Source organism: Marinifilum fragile (assembly GCF_963677365.1).
Classification (GTDB): domain Bacteria; phylum Bacteroidota; class Bacteroidia; order Bacteroidales; family Marinifilaceae; genus Marinifilum; species Marinifilum fragile.
In genome coordinates, this window is sequence record NZ_OY781962.1 from 3,064,703 (window position 1) to 3,082,573 (window position 17,871).

Below are 17,871 nucleotides of genomic sequence, written 5' to 3' on the forward strand. Positions count from 1 at the left end.
TAAGGAAAAATAAACAAGAGGTCAAGGTAAAAAAAACGGTCTCTCTTAAGAGAGACCGTTAAGTCCATAAAATTTAAAAAAATCATTTATTTCATGATAGCTTCTACCTCTTCAACTGAAATAGGAATTCTTTTGCCAATTAACCTATTCCCGGTTTCTGTTACGAGAACATCATCTTCTAAACGAATACCCCCAAAATCACGATACTCGTTAACTCTTTCGTAATTAATAAATTCCGTATGTAAACCTTCAGTTTGGAATTTATCAATTAAAGCAGGAATAAAGTAAATACCTGGTTCATTTGTTAAAACAAATCCTGGCTTTAATTCTTTACCCAATCTTAAATATGCTGTTCCAAACTGGTCAATTCTTTGAACCTCATCATCGTATCCAACATAATTCTCGCCAAAATCTTCCATATCATGAACATCAAGTCCCATCATATGTCCCAAACCATGTGGCATAAATAAAGCATGAGCACCAGCCTTTACAGCTTCATCAACATCACCTTTCATCAAGCCAAGTTTTTTCAAACCAGTTGCCAAAACCTTACAAACCTCAAGGTGAATACTTTGATAAGTAACTCCAGGACGAATCAATTCATTCCCTTTGTTGATTCCTTCCAATACAATTTCATAGATCTCTCTTTGTTTTTGGCTGAACCTACCACCAACAGGAATTGTTCTCGTATTATCAGAAGCATAATGAGTATCAGTTTCTGCACCACTATCAACCAATAACAAATCCCCTGTTTTTAAAAGATTTCCATGTTCATGATTGTGAAGTGTTTCACCTCTTTTGGAAACAATAGCTGGGAAAGAAAGCAATCCTCCTGCTCGTAATGCAATAGCTTCACATTCACCTGCAATTTCTCTTTCATAAACACCATCTTTCGCCATTTTCATAGCTGTGGTGTGAATTTCATATCCAATTGCTGCTGCTCTTTCTAATTCTTTAATCTCGTATTCGTCCTTAATTTCACGCAATGCAACTACTGCCTTAATAAATTCAACAGAAGCATTTTCTTTTATAGCATCTAGTGGAGTACCAAGCATTTCATGAATTAATATTTTATTCTCAGCTCGATAAACAGGTAAAAAGTGAATTTTACGACCTTCTTCAACTGCATTTGCAACAAAAGTTTTCAATTCATTAAATGGAGCTGTATTTTCCAAACCAAATTCTGCGGCTTGATCCACAACACTTGGTTGAGGTCCCATCCAAATGATATCATCAATGTCTACATCATTACCAAAAATATAGTCTTCATTGTTATCAATATCGAAAACACCTGCAAAACCAGGATGATCAATACCGAAAAAATATAAAAATGTACTATCCTGACGATAATGATAAATATTACCAGCATAGTTCATTGGAGCGTCTGGATTACCAAGAACAATTGCAATTCCATCATTCATTGATGCACGCAATTTCTCACGTCTGTTTATATAAACTTCTTTTGGAAACATGTTAATAGTATTTAAATTTTAAGATTTTGTAAGATACAAAAATAGCTCGCTTTTAAATTCTTTTTTATGTCATTTATCAGTTTAATACATAAAAAAAGGCTTCCAAATCGGAAGCCTTTGAATTCTGATCTCAGATCATTATAACTTTATTTCTCTATCTACAGTTTGCTCCAAGGAAATTAGAGTTTCTGTTTTAGATACTCCATCAATATTCTGAAGAGTGTTTATTAATACATCCATTAGATGCTGGTTATCTCTACATAACATTTTTACCAAGAATGTATAATTTCCTGTAGTAAAATGACATTCCACAATTTCAGGAATTGCTTCTATACTATCAACAACCATTTTATATTGATGCGCATGATCTAAAATTATACCTACAAATGCACAAACTTCGTATCCAAGAGCGCGAGGTTTTACAATAAAACGCGAGCCATCAATAATACCAGCATCTTCCAGTTTTTTTACACGCTGATGAATTGCTGCTCCAGAAATCCCACATTCTCTGGCAATTTCAAGAAAAGGTATACGTGCATTTTTGATCAAATAAGACAATATCTTCTGATCTACTTCATCAATTTGAATTTTCATGTTCTAACAATTAGGGTCAATCTAAATGGCTTATAATCATCATCCATTAGATGAATTCTTTACAATTAACTTGCAAGCGTCTTACAAATCATTACAATATCAGCAAAATTAATAATAATTTATAACCATATAAAATCTATTCACCTTTGATTACAAATTTAGAATGATTAAACTCTACATGATTTTAAATCAAGAGTATCTAAATCTGACAACAGGTAATTTCAAATAGAATGTTTAAAAACCAATTCAACTCACCAATAAAAAGCTATTTTTGCCAAAACTAAGGGAAAAGATTGAGCTTAAGATTTTAAACATGAAAAAACTAAAACCTGTAATGTTCGTTGGAACAGGATCTGACGTTGGTAAAAGTATTGTAAATACCGGATTCTGTAGAATTTTAAAACAAGATGGATACAATCCTGCTCCATACAAAGCACAGAACATGTCTTTAAATTCTTATGCTACTCCTGAAGGTTTTGAAATAGGAAGAGCCCAGGCTGTTCAAGCAGAAGCATGCGGTATTAATTGTCATACCGATATGAATCCCATTCTTTTAAAACCAACTAATGATAAAAGTTCTCAAGTAGTTTTAAACGGAAAACCAGTTGGCACTCAAAGTGCATATGATTATTTCATGGGAAATAATAAATCTGCTTTGTTTGAGGAAGCCAAATCTGCATTTTATCGATTAGAAAAAAGATTCAATCCAATAGTTTTGGAAGGTGCAGGAAGTATTTCAGAATTGAATCTTAAATCCAGAGACATTACCAATATGAAAATGGCAATGGAAACAGATGCGGTTACTTACCTTGTTGCCGATATTGATAAGGGCGGCGTTTTCGCAAGTGTTTATGGTAGTATTGCACTTTTGGATGAAAATGAACGAAATCAAATCAAGGGAATTCTCATTAACAAATTTCGTGGAGACATCAATCTTTTTGAAGAGGGGAAAAAAATCATTGAAGACCTTACTGGCAAACCTGTGATTGGAGTTCTTCCCTATTTTAGAGATATACATATTGAAGAAGAGGACTCAGTCAGTTTAGAAAAGAAGTTTAGTAATGCACAAGAAGGAAAAATCAACTGTGCTGTTATTCTGCTTCCTAGAATGGCAAACTTCACTGATTTTTCAGTACTTGAACATGATCCTAGAGTTCATTTGTACTACACCAATAACATTCAGGAAATTGAGAATGCCGATATCGTAATTGTTCCTGGAAGCAAGAATACCATTTCCGATTTACAAGAGCTAAAAAACAATGGCGTAGCCAATGCTATCATTAAAGCTCGTAAAAATGGTAAGAAAGTAATTGGAATTTGTGGTGGCTATCAAATGATGGGAAATGTAATTTCTGATCCCAAAGGGATTGAAGGAAATATCAAACAAATTAATGGACTTGGTTTACTTCCGATAGAAACCGTTATAACCAATGAGAAGCTTACTGAACAGTGCCAATTTTTGTTTAAAAATTACATTTCTAACTGCGAAGGTTATGAAATACACATGGGACAAAGTACTGCATTGGTTCCTAACAAACACCTTAATATTTTATCAAATGGAAAACAAGAAGGATTCATTTTAGATGATAAATGCTGGGGATCTTATATTCATGGAATCCTTGATAATTCAACCGTCATCAACGACTTGCTGTCTGGATTTGAATCTATTGCCAAAGGCGAATTCGATTACAAAAAATTCAAAGAAGAACAATACGATAAGCTAGCTAATGCAATTCGACAAAGCGTTGATATGAAACTATTTTACGAGCACTTATCTCAAGAATAATCATGACTACATTCAATAGATATATAATTACTGGTGGTCCTGGCTCTGGAAAATCGAGTCTTTTAAACGCATTGATCGATAAGGGATATCAAGGTTTTGAAGAAATATCACGTATTGTTATTCGTGAGCAACACGAAATAAACGGAGATAAACTTCCTTGGGAAAACCTTGCAGATTTTGCTGAAATCTGTTTCGAAAGAATGAGCAAACAACTGAAGGATTGTAAATCAATAAATTACTGTTTTTACGACAGAGGTATTCCTGATATCATTGCATATGTGCGTCGAGGATGCCTGAAAGTTCCAGAAAAATACTTTGAAAAAAGCAACCAGTATAACCCAACTGTATTTATTGCACCACCTTGGCAGGAAATATTTATAAACGATGCCGAACGACCTGAATCTTTTGATGATTCAATGGAAATTTATCAGTTTTTAAAAGGAACTTATGATGAACTTGGTTTTAAAATTATTGAATTACCAAAGGTATCTATTAAAGAAAGAGTAAAGTTTATTGAAAATTACTTGTCAGCTTGCAAAGATTGAGTTATCCCTTCAATTACAGCCTTAGCCAACAATTCTCCAAATAAAACATGTTTTCCACAATAAATAACTTCAGGTCCATCACCACAAGCAATTGCTGCTGAATCGGTTCCTGTTCCTGTTGCAATATTATCAGAAACACGGCTTTTAACGTTCAAATCCTGCATACAGGCAGCTTTGGCTTCAGCAACCATCATTACACACTCCACCATAGCTGCATCTGATAAACTAGCGTTTGTAACGATCAAAATATTAATGGTTCCAACCTTCTCACACTCCTCATTCATGAACTTATAATCAGCTATATCACCAGCCCTTCTGGCATTTGAAACTCCTGCAGTAACCAACGCATCTATCCAAACGCCTTGTTCCTCGACGTGCACCCTTCGAAACGTTTTCATAATTGCTGCTGTCATCATGCCTACACAAACACCTCTCCATGAATTTGCTTCAGCCATTCTTGCAAGAGTTACCTGTGGCTTTTCAAATTCAGTTCGTTCTCCATTAAAATTGGCATCAACCTTTGTATTCAGAAAATGATTTGCATTTTGAAATCCACCATTTAGAATTGCAGAACTAAGTATTTTACATGGAGTATCAAATTCTACATGAAGAAATTGATCGTTATGCTCTATATTGTAATTCATCCTTTATCCACTTTCAGTTGCTGAGAAAAAGCAAATTCAACTGATTGCTCATACTTTTTTATCCCTACCGATTTCTTTATTGCTTTAAGTACTTTTTTCTCATTTTCGAAATGCGATGAAAAATACTCCCAAAACGGCTTCATTTTTTGCATAATTTGAGTATCTCCTTGTAAATACGAGGAGTACAATTTGAAAATATCATTATGCATATTTTTAAGTTGATTTCTTCTTATATCAGAGTTTGGTAAAGCAATTCCCTTTATTTTATATGCCAGCCAGTAATCCTTCAACAAACCGCGTCCTATCATTACATGTTGTAATTCTGGAAATAAATTTTTAACCTTTTTAAAATCCTCCTCACAACCAATATCTCCATTGTATCCCAAATAAGATTCATATTTTTCATACAAATCATTAAATCGATTTAAGTTTACCTTTCCCTTATATAACTGCTTTCCAATTCGTGGATGAAGTATTATTTCTGAAATATTGTAGTCTTTTAAGATAGGAAGTATTGCATCAACTTCAGTATCATCCAACAAACCCAATCGCAACTTAACCGACAACTTTAACTTGTTATGAAATCCTTTTTCAAGAATTTCTACCACCTTATTTGGATTTGGCAACAATCCTGATCCTTTTCCTTTTTTTGTTACCATTGGATATGGACACCCCAGATTCCAATTCATTTTTGAATAACCCAATTCAGAAAAGTAAGCTTCAAAAAAACTTAATTCTTCAGAACTTCCGCACAAAAACTGTGGAACTAAATTATTGCATTTATCTTCATAAGGTTCTACCTCTCTTTTATGGGCTGTTTTTACGATACCATCATTCTGCAAAACAAGAAAAGGAGTATAGAATTCATCTATACCCCCAATATTTTTTTGATAGGCCTGTCTAAACACCCAATCGGTATATCCTTGCAAAGGAGCAAGCGAAATTTTCATAAAACCTTTTTATCGTCCAAAACTTAATACTCCCAACAACTGTTTTCGCTGACGATAATATCTTAAACCATCATCGGTTGCAATGCTTTTTACAAATTCATCAATCATTGTATCGTATATCGTTCCAAATTTAAATCGCTCAGGCGGATACAACTCAGGATTATGCATGTCCTCCAAACGAGAAAGATACATGCGCCCAACCATCTCGCCACTTAAATCACTTCTATACATTCCTTGTGCAATTCCCTTTTGAATATTTATCTGAATTTTATCAAAAATAAATTCCATTCTATCCTCCATATGTTTTGCATAGATTTCAGGAAAATATTGCTCAAGCTCCATAGTTATTGAAGGAGTAACATGCTCAAATTTATCATTTATCTCCTGACTAACAATAAATAAGATATCAATAGCATTCTGCCCTTCAAAGTTGTACTCAAGAAATATTGCCTCAAAACTCTTTCTCTCATACTCCAGAATCTTCTCTACTAATTCATCTTTAGAATTAACAAATTTTGAGATTTCTTCTTGTGCTATACCAAAATCTTTAATTTTTTCGAACGAAAAGTCCTTTAAACCATTCTTCAACAGAAAGGTTCTTACTTTTTCTATAATCTGTACAAACTCCTTATCCATATACTCTTATCCCTATAAATTATTCGAAATTACATTAACACAATTCCTCAATTCAATATAGCCATAAAATTAAGAAAATTCACATGGTATATCTAATACAACTTGTAAATGATTTAAATTTTCAAACAAAACTTCACTAGAGCAGTAACTCTCATCATCTATTGATAAGAATAAAATTTATGCTGAGACTGTTTAAATAAGCTCATACATTCATCAATTTAGGACTCTTCATTGATGAAATTGGTTTATTCGTAAAAATAGAAGTTGCAATGAGGTTGAAATTAAAAACAAATAGTATCTTTATTGAAGAATGGATACTTTTAATACATAGGGTGATTGAAAGTTCTTTTTCATAAGTAAATTTAAGTAGTAGTTTTTGGGCGGCTAGTCACCGCCCACTTTTTTATCCTAATTTTTGATATTTAATTTTATACTGTTTAATTATAGCTATATCGACAAATTAAAAGAATCAAAAATAGAAAGAACACTACATCCCATCACTTAAATTTCAATACTCGTAAAATGATCTTAGCTAAGCTAAACAATTTCATACCGTAATTTTCGAATATATGCCAGAACAACAAATAGGAGATCACTCCTAAAGTAATTTAATATTCCATTTCTAATATACTGAAGACAATAAAACTATCTTGTATTCTACAAAAAAAAGCTGCAAGAATAACACTTACAACTTCTCATTTATAAATTTGTCTAATTCTTGCTCTATTACTTTTTTCATAGCTGAAAACTCTTGAGGATTAAATAGCCTTGTTAGAAAAATAATTTTTCCTTCCCTATCAATAATAACATTTCGAGTTACCCCACTTTTACGATAGGCATATTTTGCAAAAATATTAGCTCCCTCATCTAAACCAATGGGATAGGTAATCCCTGTTGCTTTGATTAATTTATTGGCCTTTTCAATAGGTTCATCCCTATCAATACCAAATAAAGCAAAATCCTTATTGTTATGAGCCTTCCAGATATCATTTTCAATATGTGGCATCTCTTTTCTACAAACTCCACACCAACTAGCAGTAAATTGTAGCATTACCACTTTCCCTCTATAGTCTGATAATTTAATTGTTGATCCATCTGTTAATTTCATTTCAAAATCAGGAGCCATATCACCTACTTTTACTATATACCCTCGGCTATCTCTTTCTTGTGAAAAACATGAAAACACAAACAATCCCAATAAAAGTGTAAGCAATGTAATCTTTTTCATTCCATTCAAATCTAATCAGTTTATAATAGGAAGTAAACCTATTCAATTTCAACACAATTTCAAATTTTTTAACGAAATTGAATAATGTTTGGCATAATTCATGCCAAAATATCTATGAACTAAAAAGTAAAAACATGAAAAATATCAAATTAATAATTGTAATGATTTGCCTGTTAGCCTCTACAAACAGTTTTGCTCAGCTTAGTGGAAAAGCTAATAGACAACAAAAGAAAGAATTGAAAATGCAGGAAATAGAACAACTGGTAAACAATCAAAAATTCACATTCATTCCGCGTTCGCTTACAACAAGCTCAGGTTACACCAAAGACTTAAACTTTTCGTATGAATTGGAATTAAATCAAGATTCTACAAAAGCTTACCTCCCATTTTGGGGAAGAGCCTACATTGCAAAAATTAATGATGAAGGAGGCATTCTTTTTGAAACAACAGCGGATGATTTAGAAATTAAAACTCTTAATGAAAAAGGCTTTGAGGTAAGGTTTAAAGCCAAAGGAAAGGAAGATACCTATCAAATAAAAATGGAGATCTCTAAACAAGGCTATACAAGTTTATTTATTACATCTAATAATAAGAGTCATATTTCCTATTACGGGCAAATAGAAGCAATTAAAAAGAAATAACTACTGCTTTTTTAAAGAAAACACACTTAACATTTTCTTTTTCACCTTATTCTTTTGAAAAGCCAAATACGAAGTTACCGCCCTACGCATCAGCTTATCTTTTACAAGAAATTTTCTGAGAAGATAAGCTGATCCGGCATATGGCAATGCTGCGATTAAGATATCCAAAGACTTTACTTTTCCTCGTAAACTATGAGTTATATAAACAAGTTTTGCCATAACATTGCCCATTAAAAAAAGAATGGGCGGTGTTAAAACCTTATAATCTACAACCCCGTGAAAAATTGCATATACTATGATTCCTGGAAACAATATCGAATCAATTATTCCAGCTACAATTGCCCAACCTGCCAGAACTGAACTTACATAAAGGATACCAGAGAAACCATTATTAGTAATGGATTTAATCAGATAATCCTTTTCTGAACTTTCGAAACCTTGCGACTGACTCACATAAATACAAAAAGTACTTTTTGCACATGAACATTTCTCATCGTAGCTTAACGAACCGTTCATTTTACCTCATTCTTTTTTTAAGGCATTCTCTATATAGCTGAGGAAAATTGGCTCTCCAAATGAGTATTACACTAAATACCAAAGCGGCAATAGCCATTGCGAACAAATGTCCATCATCCGAAACTCCATCCACAACAACCTTTACTCCCAAAGGTGTAAAAAGATGAAAACCTATAGCTCCTAGCATCAATCCAGCAGTAATTACGGATGCAAACTTCCAATAATTAGGCAAAAAGAAAAGTATTCCAGCAATCAATTCAATTGCTCCAACTCCATATCTTCCCCATGGCTCCATTCCAATGGTTGAAAAAATATGAATGGCCTGTGGATGACCAGAAAATTTAAAATGTAAGGTTTGAATTAAGATTATTGCCGTTACAATTCTTAACAACATCTCAACAGTTCTATATTTTCTTTTCTCTTTCATGATACGCCAACTTAAATTCAACTTAAAACTACAAAAATGAATCAGTTCTTGAAATTCATTTTGATTACAATTGCAAGATAGAACAATCATTATTACTAAATTGTGATTCAGATTACAAAATCAGAATTTCATAAAACCTTCTGAAAGTCCCGAGAAGACTACTTACTTTTTCAGAAGGGAGACAAACCAACCAGAAGGAATGGCTCCTTTAACCGAAAGACAGCTTACTTTATGTAAGGACAGCCATAGGCTCTCAGGAAAGCATACCATTGCCTGGTAGCAAGTTTAAGCTCTCTATTTTTAATAAATGGGATAAAATGTAAGTATATTTGAGTTTTGAAACTAAACCTAAAAAATGAATTTGAATAAGCTAAGAAAAGCAACTCTATTTCTGCTTACGGGAAGTATTTTTGCATGTAGCAATCCTGAAAAGGAGCTTCAAAAAGCCGAATCGGTTATTTCTACCGAAAGAATGATAGGATACATTAAGGAATTGGGATCTGATGAGTACCAAGGGAGAAAACCATTCTCGGAAGGAGAAACAAAATCAATCAATTACATTGCCAATCTTTATAAAAAAATGGGATTGGAACCTATAAATGGAGATTCTTACTTTCAGGAAGTTCCATTGGTAGAAGTTACGGTTTATGTTCCTGAAGGTATAAAATTACAATCTCCTAAAGGCAAATCAGAATTAAAATACCGCGACGATTTCGTGATATTCTCAAGAAGATTGCAAGATGATATTGAGTTAAAAAACTCTGAAATGGTTTTTGCTGGTTATGGAATTGTTGCACCTGAATATGGTTGGGATGATTACAAAGATTTGGATGTAAAAGGTAAAACTGTAGTTGTAATGGTTAATGATCCTGGATTTGGCTCTACAGATAAGAGCTTTTTTAAAGGAAATGAAATGACCTACTACGGACGATGGACCTACAAATACGAAGAAGCTGCAAGACAAGGTGCGGCAGGATTATTAATTATTCACCAAACAAAACCTGCAGGGTATCCTTGGTCTGTAGTTTTAAACTCAGCTTCGGTTCCAAAATTATACCAGCAACCCAAAGATAATTATCAATCACGTTGTGCTGCAGAAGGCTGGATAACATGGAATACTGCTGAAACTTTATTCGATGCTTGTGGTAAGAATTTAAATGAAGAGTTGGAAAAAGCTAAAAAACCAGATTATAAAGGCTTTGATTTCAACACCAAATTATCGTTAAAATTCCACAACAAAGCTCGTTTCGATAAAACCAATAATGTTCTGGGTATTTTGAAAGGAACCGATTTAGCGGATGAATACATTTTTTATTCTGCACATTGGGATCATTTAGGAATTGGTCCTAAAATGAATGGAGATTCAATTTACAACGGCGCTGTTGACAACGGAACCTCACTTGCATGGATGTTTGAGATAGCAGAAGCATTTAAAGCAATGCCACAAAAGCCAAGAAGATCTATCGTGTTTTTTGCCCCTTCTGCCGAAGAATCAGGACTGAACGGTTCTGGATATTATGCCGATCACCCGATTTTCCCATTGAAAAAAACCGTTGCCAATATCAACAATGACTTGATGTTACCATATGGTAAAATGAGAGATGTGATGATTACAGGTTATGGACAATCTGAATTGGAAGACTATGTAGTTGAAGCTGCTAAAAATCAGGATCGCTATATTTTGCCTGATCCAAATGCGCAATCAGGAATGTATTACCGTTCTGATCATTTTAGCTTTGCACGAGTTGGTGTTCCTTCATTATTTGTTAGAGGAAATAATGACCATTGGGAAAAAGGAAAAGAATTCATGTCGGAGAAAGAACAATATTGGTTGGTAAACCACTATCACAAACCATTCGATGAATATGAAGACTGGTGGGATTTGAATGGAGTTGTCGATGATGCCAAACTATTGTTTAGAGTAGGCTGGAAATTGGCTAACGAAGATAAATTTCCGAACTGGAAAGAAGGTTCAGAATTTAAAGCTCTCAGAGAAAGCTATATGAACAACTAAAAAATTAAAAGAATGGTTTCCAACCATTCTTTTTTTGTTTAGCAAAATAAGAAACTGTTTTGTAAGCTTCACTAAAATTTATTATTTTAATAGTACATACTATTAATCAAATACCCGATGGATCAGCCATATACTAACAATACAGCTGAATTACATAAAATAATTGAAAAATTACGTAAACAGATTGATTCGCTAAATAATAGGGAACATGATTTCTTTGGCAATTATCATCATGTTTTATCCAAAGAAAAGATTGTTGCTTTCTCCTGGTCCTTCGATAAAAATCAAATTCATTGGTCGGATTGTGCCGAAACTGTATTCGGTTTAAAAAACACAACTTTTGGAAATACAAAAGAAAGCTTCTTACACTGCATTAAACAGGAGGATAAAGCAAGTTTCATAAACAAACTCTCCGAATGCTTCAATAAGAAATCAGTAAATTGTGAATCAACCTTCAGGTTTTCTAAAAAAATCAACTCTATCATTTGGATAAAAGCTTCATGCAAAATAGAGTACAATTTAAAGGGAGAACCTAAAGAGCTAAGAGGCATTTTAAAAGACATTACACCTATAAAAGAAACCGAAGAAGAAAGATACCTTAATAACCTCAGATACCAAACGCTATTCAATTACTCTCCTGTTCCCTTATGGGAAGAAGAGTTTTCTGAACTCTATCAATATCTTGATGAATTAAAGCAAAATGGCATAACAAACTTCAAAGATTATTTTAATGAGTATCCTGAATCCCTTGCTCTCTGTTCGCAAAAAGTTAAAGTAACTGATGTAAACCTAGCAACATTAAAACTGCATGATGCTGGTTCGAAAGAAGAACTGCTGGGAAATTTAGATAAAATTTTCACGTCAAGATCCTACGAGGTTTTTAAAGATGAAGTTATTGCTCTTGCAAATGGTAAAAAAGAATTTGAAACCGAAGGTGAAATTAAAACCCTAAGTGGCGTTGCTAAGCAGATTTACCTTAAACTATCGGTGGATTACAACTCCTTAGATCGCGCAAAAGCCATGCTTGCAACAATTGATATTACTGATAGGAAAAAATCAGATGCCGCACTTGCCGAAAGTGAAAGAAAATTCCGAACATCATTTGAAGCTTCCGATGTTGGAATGGCAATTGTAGGCAATGATAAAAAATTTCGATCAGTAAATTCCGCATTCTGTAAAATGATGGAGTCCACCTCTGAGGATCTAAAAAAAATTAATTTTATTGATATTACTCATCCAGAAGATATAGAGCTAAGCAAACAACGATATCAAGATTGTATAGACAACAAAAAGGCATTTACCATTGAGAAAAGATATCTAACACAAAATAGAAATTTAAAATGGGGACTAACCAGTGTAAGTCCGATTTTTGATTCAAAAAGTAAATTTCTCTACACCATTGTTCATGTTCAGGATATCACAGATCGAAAATTTTCTGAAGAAGAACTTTTAAAAAGTAATAAAGAATACGAAGTTTTAGCCAAGGAGTATAAAAATCAAAACGATGAACTTATTAAAGCAATTGAAATTGCTGAAAGAAGCGATCGTTTAAAATCGGAATTCCTACAAAACCTATCGCATGAAATTCGGACTCCAATGAATGCAATACTTGGTTTTACAGATTTTCTTGAGTTGGAAAGTATCACTCCAATCAAACGCAAACAATACATCAACATTATCAAAAATAGCGGATTTCAGCTATTACGGATTATTGATGACATCCTTGAAATTTCTGCGCTTGAAACAAAGCATATAAAGCTATACGAAAGCGAATTCAACCTTAACAACCTTTTAACTGAGTTATTTACCATTTTTCAGCCTCAAGCAAAAAAACAAAATCTATCTTTATATCTCCACAAAGATTTAAAGGACGAAAACTGCTTAATTCGTTCAGATGAAGTTAAATTAAAGAAGATTCTAATCAACCTTATTGAAAATTCGCTCAAGTATACAAACGCAGGTTCAATTGAAATTGGATATCATGTTAATGAAAATATATTAGAGCTGTATGTGAAAGATACTGGTATTGGTATTGATACTACAAGGCACACACAAATATTTGAAAGATTTTCTCAAGCAGAAGGTAAAATTAGCAACAAACAAGGTGGTTTAGGATTAGGACTATCCATTGTTAAAGAAAATGTAAAGTTGCTCAATGGTGAAATTAAATTAATTTCAAAAATTGACGAAGGAAGTAAATTCATTATTAGATTGAAAAATTGTTTCATCCCAAATCAAGGTAACTACATAAAACCGGGTGAACATGAATATAGTTGGAATATCTTGATTGCCGAAGATGAAGAAATAAATTATCTCTATTTCAAATCTTTAATGGAAGAAATTGCTCCCGAATGCCATTTAGAGCACGCTAAAAATGGAATTGAAGCCATCGAAATATTTAAGCAGAAAGAGTTTAAGCTTGTTTTTATGGATATAAAAATGCCTGAAATGAATGGTTACGAAGCAAGCATGGAAATCAAAAAGATTAATCCAGAACAGAACATTATTGCTCAAACTGCCTATTCTACCAGCGAAGATAAAATAAAAGCCAGGTTAGCAGGCTGTAGTGATTTCATATCCAAGCCTATTAGCATGAAAACAATGCAAAAAATACTGGCAAAACATCTAATCTCTTAAAAAAGTAAACTGGATCTAAAATAATTGGCTCATTTGAGTAAAAGTTCAAGTGAGCCAACATCTTTTTATCTGTAGGTAAACCCTTTTAAGCTGGCCAAACCTCCGAGTGAGGTTTCTTTATATGACAATGACAGATCTAATCCTGTTTTCATCATGGTCTCAGTTACCTGATCAAAACTAATTCTATGTCTTCCATCAGATAATAATGCGTAAGTATTGTGATTTAATGCACGAGCCGCAGCAAACACATTACGCTCGATACATGGAATTTGAACCAAACCTAAAACCGGATCACAAGTTAATCCCAAATGATGTTCCAATCCCATCTCTGCCGAATATTCCACCTGATAAATAGTTCCACCATGCAGTTGAGTTGCAGCTCCAGAAGCCATTGCACAAGCAACACCAACTTCTCCCTGACATCCTACTTCCGCGCCAGAAATTGAAGCATTGAATTTTACGATATTCCCAATTAACCCAGCCGTAGCCAATGCTTTTAAAATATCTTTCTTCTTAAACTTATAGAACTTTTTGTGATAATATAAAATTGCAGGCAACACACCACACGCACCACATGTTGGCGCTGTTACAATTGTACCCCCACCAGCATTCTCTTCCGATACAGCCAGTGCAAACGAATATAGCATTGAACGCTTTCTCATGGGCCCACTATAGGTCTTTGCTTTTAAATGATACAGATGAGATTTACGAGGTAATTTTAAACCTCCTGGAAGCTCACCCTCATTGTTCATTCCTCTTTTAATGGCATTTTTCATAGCGGTCCAAACCTCATCCAAAAATCCCCAAATTTCTTCTCCCTCTCTTAACACAACGTATTCCCAAAGTTGCTTATCATTCTTTTTACACCATGCCAGAATAGCATCCATAGTGGTTAAATCGTAAATTGATTGTGAGGAATGCTCTGTCTCGTCGTCTACAATTGCACCGCCTCCAATACTATAAGCAGTCCATTCTTCTACAACCTCTCCCGAATTATTAAAAGACTTTAATCTTAGTGCATTGGGATGTTTTTTCAAAAATTCCTTAGGTTTCCATATCAAATCAAGATCTTTGCTCTTAAAAACCTCTTCGATAGCAACACCTGTAAGGTGTCCTTTTCCTGTTGCAGCAAGACTTCCAAATAGAGTTACCTCAAATTTCTCATGATTTGAATTTCTTTGCAGAAACTCTTCTGCAGCCTTTCTTGGTCCCATAGTATGACTACTAGAAGGGCCATAGCCAATTCTATATAATTCTCTTATCGATTCCATTTCTGTTGTTGTTAGTTTGCGGCAAATTTAATAAATGCAACGAAAGGAATTACATTTTGGGTAGGTATAAAAAAAAGAGAAGCTCAATAATGAACTTCTCTTCTCAGTCGGGGTGGCAGGATTCGAACCTGCGACCTCCTGCTCCCAAAGCAGGCGCGATAACCGGGCTACGCTACACCCCGAAAAAATCCGGTACTCTTTTCGATAACAATGAGAAGTTTTCAACTCCTCAAATTTTTCAGTCGGGGTGGCAGGATTCGAACCTGCGACCTCCTGCTCCCAAAGCAGGCGCGATAACCGGGCTACGCTACACCCCGAAAAAATCCGGTACTCTTTTCGATAAAAAAAGAGAAGTTTTTAACTCCTCTGAAAATTTTCGGTCGGGGTGGCAGGATTCGAACCTGCGACCTCCTGCTCCCAAAGCAGGCGCGATAACCGGGCTACGCTACACCCCGAAAATTAGCGGAGAGAGGGGGATTCGAACCCCCGGTACCGATTACTCAGTACGTCAGTTTAGCAAACTGGTGGTTTCAGCCACTCACCCACCTCTCCTGATTGCGGAAGCAAAAGTATGTAAAAATTTCTGATGTGCAAAATATTTTTTTCGCAATAATTAAAGATTTTTCAAGCTCTCATTATAGTAAATTATAAATCAATGAGATTAGATTTTATTTTTTTTGAAATTATTTTTAAAAAAAGCCGAAAAGGAAACAAATCCCTTTCGGCTTTTAAAGAAAATTCATTGAATTTTATTTCTTCTTCCCTTTATCTTTAGGGTTCGCGATATTTTCTCTCATGCTTGTATCAGCTTCAATATTCTTCATACGGTAGTAATCCATGATTCCAAGCTGTCCATTTCTGAAAGCTTCAGCCATTGCTCTTGGCACCTCTGCTTCTGCTTCAATTACTTTGGCACGCATTTCCTGAGCCAATGCTTTATTTTCTTGTTCAGAAGCTACAGCCATTGCTCTACGTTCCTCTGCTTTTGCTTGTGCAATTTTCAAATCTGCTTCGGCCTGATCGGTTTGAAGAACTGCACCAATGTTTTTACCTATGTCAATATCAGCGATATCAATTGATAAAATTTCAAATGCAGTACCAGCATCCAAACCTTTCTCCAATACTACTCTTGAAATATTATCAGGATTCTCAAGAACCGATTTATGAGTTTCAGATGATCCAATTGATGATACAATACCTTCACCAACACGTGCAAGAACTGTTTCTTCTCCAGCACCACCAACCAATTGACGGATGTTTGCTCGTACAGTAACTCTTGCTTTTGCTATCAACTGAATTCCATCTTTAGAAACAGCTGTTACAGGAGGAGTATTGATCACTTTAGGAATTACACTCATTTGAACTGCTTCGTAAACATCACGACCAGCCAAATCGATAGCTGTTGCCATTTGAAATGGAAGTTCAATATTTGCTTTAGAAGCGGAGACTAAAGCATGTGTAACTTGCGCAACATGACCTCCAGCCAAATAGTGAGCTTCCAATTCATCTCTATTAAGCTTTAATCCAGCCTTAGTTCCTTCAATTAAGGCACGAACAATTACATTAGGTGGTACTTTTCTCCAACGCATAAATACCAATTGAATCAAAGATATTCTAACTCCTGATAACAGAGCTGAAAACCAAAGCGCTACAGGAATAAAGAAAAACAGGATATAAATCCCGACTCCTACAGCAGCAAATATTAGAATTATAGTTCCAATTCCTTCCATTTGTATCGTTTTATATAGGTTTTACAATTACAATTTTATCCATTACGCCAATAACTTCTACTTTGCTTTTCTCATCAATATAAGCACCTGTAGATTTTGCTTCGACAACTGTTTTATTAATTTTTATTTTCCCCATAGGTGCAAGTCGAGATAAACAGATTCCTTTATCACCTACATGTATTTTCTCCTCCTCTAGCTTTTCTACTTTTGAATCTACCTCTGTCTTAAGCATTATTTTATTCCATGTATTAGACTTTAAAGCCAAGACTAAAGATATTCCACAGAAAATAATAGTAGCCAACACAGTTAAATGCCCAATGTTATTTCCATAATGATCATAGGCCAGATAAATTCCTCCACCAATCATTAATACACCTCCAATTGCCGCCAAGGTAATTCCTGGAATCACCAAAAATTCTAGTAACAAAAGAAGAACTCCTAATAGAATAAGTAATACAATAATTAAAGCCGTCATTAAATTCTAAATCTAAAATTATACAATTGTGACCTTTAATCCCTTCTTCGCCAAGCCCTCTCTCATTGGTCTGATAACACTCATTTTTCCTTTTTTTACATCACACTTGCCCTTGTAATGAGTTATATATGCACATTGTTCTGCCTGTTCCGGGTCATGTTGGCAAATATCAACAAGTGCATCTACAACAAAATCGAAAGTGTGATAATCATCGTTATGCAAAAGCAAAGTGTTACGATTTATGATATCATCCAAAACCTCATTTTCCTTCCCCAAATATCCTTCATCGTAATTACTCATATCGT

General features: G+C 34.3%; 17 protein-coding genes and 4 tRNA genes. 5 read left to right on the forward strand and 16 right to left on the reverse strand.

The genetic code is table 11. The features are described 5' to 3' along the window. Nucleotides 1–86: 86 nt before the first annotated feature. Together ACKPCA_RS12140 and ACKPCA_RS12145 are read right to left on the reverse strand one after the other, a co-directional pair. On the reverse strand, nucleotides 87–1,472 hold the full coding sequence (locus tag ACKPCA_RS12140; RefSeq protein ID WP_321279333.1) for an aminopeptidase P family protein: 1,386 nt from the start codon (nucleotides 1,470–1,472) through the stop codon (nucleotides 87–89). 138 nt (nucleotides 1,473–1,610) lie between these two features. Beyond that, a complete protein-coding gene (locus ACKPCA_RS12145) occupies nucleotides 1,611–2,066 on the reverse strand; it encodes an Lrp/AsnC ligand binding domain-containing protein (RefSeq protein ID WP_054715791.1) in 456 nt (151 codons plus the stop codon). Nucleotides 2,067–2,379: 313 nt separating this feature from the next. On the opposite strand from ACKPCA_RS12145, the gene ACKPCA_RS12150 reads away from it, so the two are divergent. Further along, nucleotides 2,380–3,852 (forward strand): cobyric acid synthase, encoded by a 1,473-nt coding sequence (locus ACKPCA_RS12150; protein ID WP_321279334.1) that lies wholly within the window; start codon nucleotides 2,380–2,382, stop codon nucleotides 3,850–3,852. Nucleotides 3,853–3,854: 2 nt separating this feature from the next. Beyond that, a complete protein-coding gene (locus ACKPCA_RS12155; protein WP_321279335.1) occupies nucleotides 3,855–4,397 on the forward strand; it encodes an AAA family ATPase in 543 nt (180 codons plus the stop codon). Here ACKPCA_RS12155 and ACKPCA_RS12160 read toward each other — a convergent pair. The 4 genes from ACKPCA_RS12160 to ACKPCA_RS12175 form a co-directional block, all read right to left on the reverse strand. Next, a complete protein-coding gene (locus tag ACKPCA_RS12160; protein ID WP_321279336.1) occupies nucleotides 4,373–5,041 on the reverse strand; it encodes an adenosylcobinamide amidohydrolase in 669 nt (222 codons plus the stop codon). The two genes, ACKPCA_RS12155 and ACKPCA_RS12160, sit on opposite strands and share 25 nt — an antisense overlap. After that, entirely contained in the window at nucleotides 5,038–5,991 is a 954-nt protein-coding gene (locus ACKPCA_RS12165; RefSeq protein ID WP_321279337.1) for a tRNA-dihydrouridine synthase family protein, read from the reverse strand. Before ACKPCA_RS12165 ends, ACKPCA_RS12160 begins: the two co-directional genes overlap by 4 nt. A gap of 9 nt (nucleotides 5,992–6,000) precedes the next feature. Then, on the reverse strand, nucleotides 6,001–6,627 hold the full coding sequence (locus ACKPCA_RS12170) for a hypothetical protein (protein WP_321279338.1): 627 nt from the start codon (nucleotides 6,625–6,627) through the stop codon (nucleotides 6,001–6,003). A 685-nt stretch (nucleotides 6,628–7,312) separates the two neighbouring features. After that, nucleotides 7,313–7,855, reverse strand: coding sequence for a TlpA family protein disulfide reductase (locus ACKPCA_RS12175; RefSeq protein WP_321279339.1), 543 nt, complete (start codon nucleotides 7,853–7,855; stop codon nucleotides 7,313–7,315). 134 nt (nucleotides 7,856–7,989) lie between these two features. Between ACKPCA_RS12175 and ACKPCA_RS12180 the strand changes: the two genes are divergently transcribed. After that, nucleotides 7,990–8,496: a DUF4251 domain-containing protein gene (locus ACKPCA_RS12180; protein ID WP_321279340.1), complete on the forward strand. Its 507-nt coding sequence runs from the start codon at nucleotides 7,990–7,992 to the stop codon at nucleotides 8,494–8,496. Here the strand turns inward: ACKPCA_RS12180 and ACKPCA_RS12185 are convergent, their stop codons facing one another. Both ACKPCA_RS12185 and ACKPCA_RS12190 read right to left on the reverse strand, forming a co-directional pair. Continuing rightward, nucleotides 8,497–9,012: a hypothetical protein gene (locus ACKPCA_RS12185; RefSeq protein ID WP_321279341.1), complete on the reverse strand. Its 516-nt coding sequence runs from the start codon at nucleotides 9,010–9,012 to the stop codon at nucleotides 8,497–8,499. A gap of 1 nt (nucleotide 9,013) precedes the next feature. Then, nucleotides 9,014–9,439, reverse strand: coding sequence for a DoxX family membrane protein (locus ACKPCA_RS12190; protein WP_321279342.1), 426 nt, complete (start codon nucleotides 9,437–9,439; stop codon nucleotides 9,014–9,016). 355 nt (nucleotides 9,440–9,794) lie between these two features. Between ACKPCA_RS12190 and ACKPCA_RS12195 the strand changes: the two genes are divergently transcribed. Together ACKPCA_RS12195 and ACKPCA_RS12200 are read left to right on the forward strand one after the other, a co-directional pair. After that, on the forward strand, nucleotides 9,795–11,453 hold the full coding sequence (locus ACKPCA_RS12195; protein ID WP_321279343.1) for a M28 family metallopeptidase: 1,659 nt from the start codon (nucleotides 9,795–9,797) through the stop codon (nucleotides 11,451–11,453). 117 nt (nucleotides 11,454–11,570) lie between these two features. Then, nucleotides 11,571–14,090, forward strand: coding sequence for a hybrid sensor histidine kinase/response regulator (locus ACKPCA_RS12200; protein WP_321279344.1), 2,520 nt, complete (start codon nucleotides 11,571–11,573; stop codon nucleotides 14,088–14,090). Between the two features lie 65 nt (nucleotides 14,091–14,155). On the opposite strand, the gene ACKPCA_RS12205 is transcribed toward ACKPCA_RS12200, so the two are convergent. The 8 genes from ACKPCA_RS12205 to ACKPCA_RS12240 form a co-directional block, all read right to left on the reverse strand. After that, the gene (locus tag ACKPCA_RS12205; protein ID WP_321279345.1) at nucleotides 14,156–15,361 is read right to left on the reverse strand and encodes an L-serine ammonia-lyase; all 1,206 of its coding nucleotides are present in this window, start codon (nucleotides 15,359–15,361) and stop codon (nucleotides 14,156–14,158) included. A gap of 107 nt (nucleotides 15,362–15,468) precedes the next feature. Then, nucleotides 15,469–15,543, reverse strand: a tRNA-Pro gene (locus ACKPCA_RS12210). Between the two features lie 60 nt (nucleotides 15,544–15,603). Further along, nucleotides 15,604–15,678: transfer RNA gene (locus ACKPCA_RS12215), tRNA-Pro, on the reverse strand. Between the two features lie 63 nt (nucleotides 15,679–15,741). After that, nucleotides 15,742–15,816 (reverse strand) — tRNA-Pro (locus ACKPCA_RS12220). Between the two features lie 8 nt (nucleotides 15,817–15,824). Then, nucleotides 15,825–15,913, reverse strand: a tRNA-Ser gene (locus ACKPCA_RS12225). 197 nt (nucleotides 15,914–16,110) lie between these two features. Beyond that, on the reverse strand, nucleotides 16,111–17,091 hold the full coding sequence (floA, locus tag ACKPCA_RS12230) for a flotillin-like protein FloA (RefSeq protein WP_054715761.1): 981 nt from the start codon (nucleotides 17,089–17,091) through the stop codon (nucleotides 16,111–16,113). A 10-nt stretch (nucleotides 17,092–17,101) separates the two neighbouring features. Beyond that, entirely contained in the window at nucleotides 17,102–17,566 is a 465-nt protein-coding gene (locus ACKPCA_RS12235) for an NfeD family protein (RefSeq protein ID WP_054715756.1), read from the reverse strand. Nucleotides 17,567–17,584: 18 nt separating this feature from the next. Then, nucleotides 17,585–17,866, reverse strand: a complete 282-nt coding sequence (locus ACKPCA_RS12240; RefSeq protein WP_321279346.1) for an ATP-dependent Clp protease adaptor ClpS — start codon at nucleotides 17,864–17,866, stop codon at nucleotides 17,585–17,587. Nucleotides 17,867–17,871: the final 5 nt, after the last annotated feature.

Coding starts and splice junctions, on each gene's coding strand:
- ACKPCA_RS12140 (WP_321279333.1), bottom strand. CDS start 1,472: ATGTTTCCAAAAGAAGTTTATATAAACAGACGTGAGAAATTGCGTGCA.
- ACKPCA_RS12145 (WP_054715791.1), bottom strand. CDS start 2,066: ATGAAAATTCAAATTGATGAAGTAGATCAGAAGATATTGTCTTATTTG.
- ACKPCA_RS12150 (WP_321279334.1), top strand. CDS start 2,380: ATGAAAAAACTAAAACCTGTAATGTTCGTTGGAACAGGATCTGACGTT.
- ACKPCA_RS12155 (WP_321279335.1), top strand. CDS start 3,855: ATGACTACATTCAATAGATATATAATTACTGGTGGTCCTGGCTCTGGA.
- ACKPCA_RS12160 (WP_321279336.1), bottom strand. CDS start 5,041: ATGAATTACAATATAGAGCATAACGATCAATTTCTTCATGTAGAATTT.
- ACKPCA_RS12165 (WP_321279337.1), bottom strand. CDS start 5,991: ATGAAAATTTCGCTTGCTCCTTTGCAAGGATATACCGATTGGGTGTTT.
- ACKPCA_RS12170 (WP_321279338.1), bottom strand. CDS start 6,627: ATGGATAAGGAGTTTGTACAGATTATAGAAAAAGTAAGAACCTTTCTG.
- ACKPCA_RS12175 (WP_321279339.1), bottom strand. CDS start 7,855: ATGAAAAAGATTACATTGCTTACACTTTTATTGGGATTGTTTGTGTTT.
- ACKPCA_RS12180 (WP_321279340.1), top strand. CDS start 7,990: ATGAAAAATATCAAATTAATAATTGTAATGATTTGCCTGTTAGCCTCT.
- ACKPCA_RS12185 (WP_321279341.1), bottom strand. CDS start 9,012: ATGAACGGTTCGTTAAGCTACGATGAGAAATGTTCATGTGCAAAAAGT.
- ACKPCA_RS12190 (WP_321279342.1), bottom strand. CDS start 9,439: ATGAAAGAGAAAAGAAAATATAGAACTGTTGAGATGTTGTTAAGAATT.
- ACKPCA_RS12195 (WP_321279343.1), top strand. CDS start 9,795: ATGAATTTGAATAAGCTAAGAAAAGCAACTCTATTTCTGCTTACGGGA.
- ACKPCA_RS12200 (WP_321279344.1), top strand. CDS start 11,571: ATGGATCAGCCATATACTAACAATACAGCTGAATTACATAAAATAATT.
- ACKPCA_RS12205 (WP_321279345.1), bottom strand. CDS start 15,361: ATGGAATCGATAAGAGAATTATATAGAATTGGCTATGGCCCTTCTAGT.
- floA (WP_054715761.1), bottom strand. CDS start 17,091: ATGGAAGGAATTGGAACTATAATTCTAATATTTGCTGCTGTAGGAGTC.
- ACKPCA_RS12235 (WP_054715756.1), bottom strand. CDS start 17,566: ATGACGGCTTTAATTATTGTATTACTTATTCTATTAGGAGTTCTTCTT.
- ACKPCA_RS12240 (WP_321279346.1), bottom strand. CDS start 17,866: ATGAGTAATTACGATGAAGGATATTTGGGGAAGGAAAATGAGGTTTTG.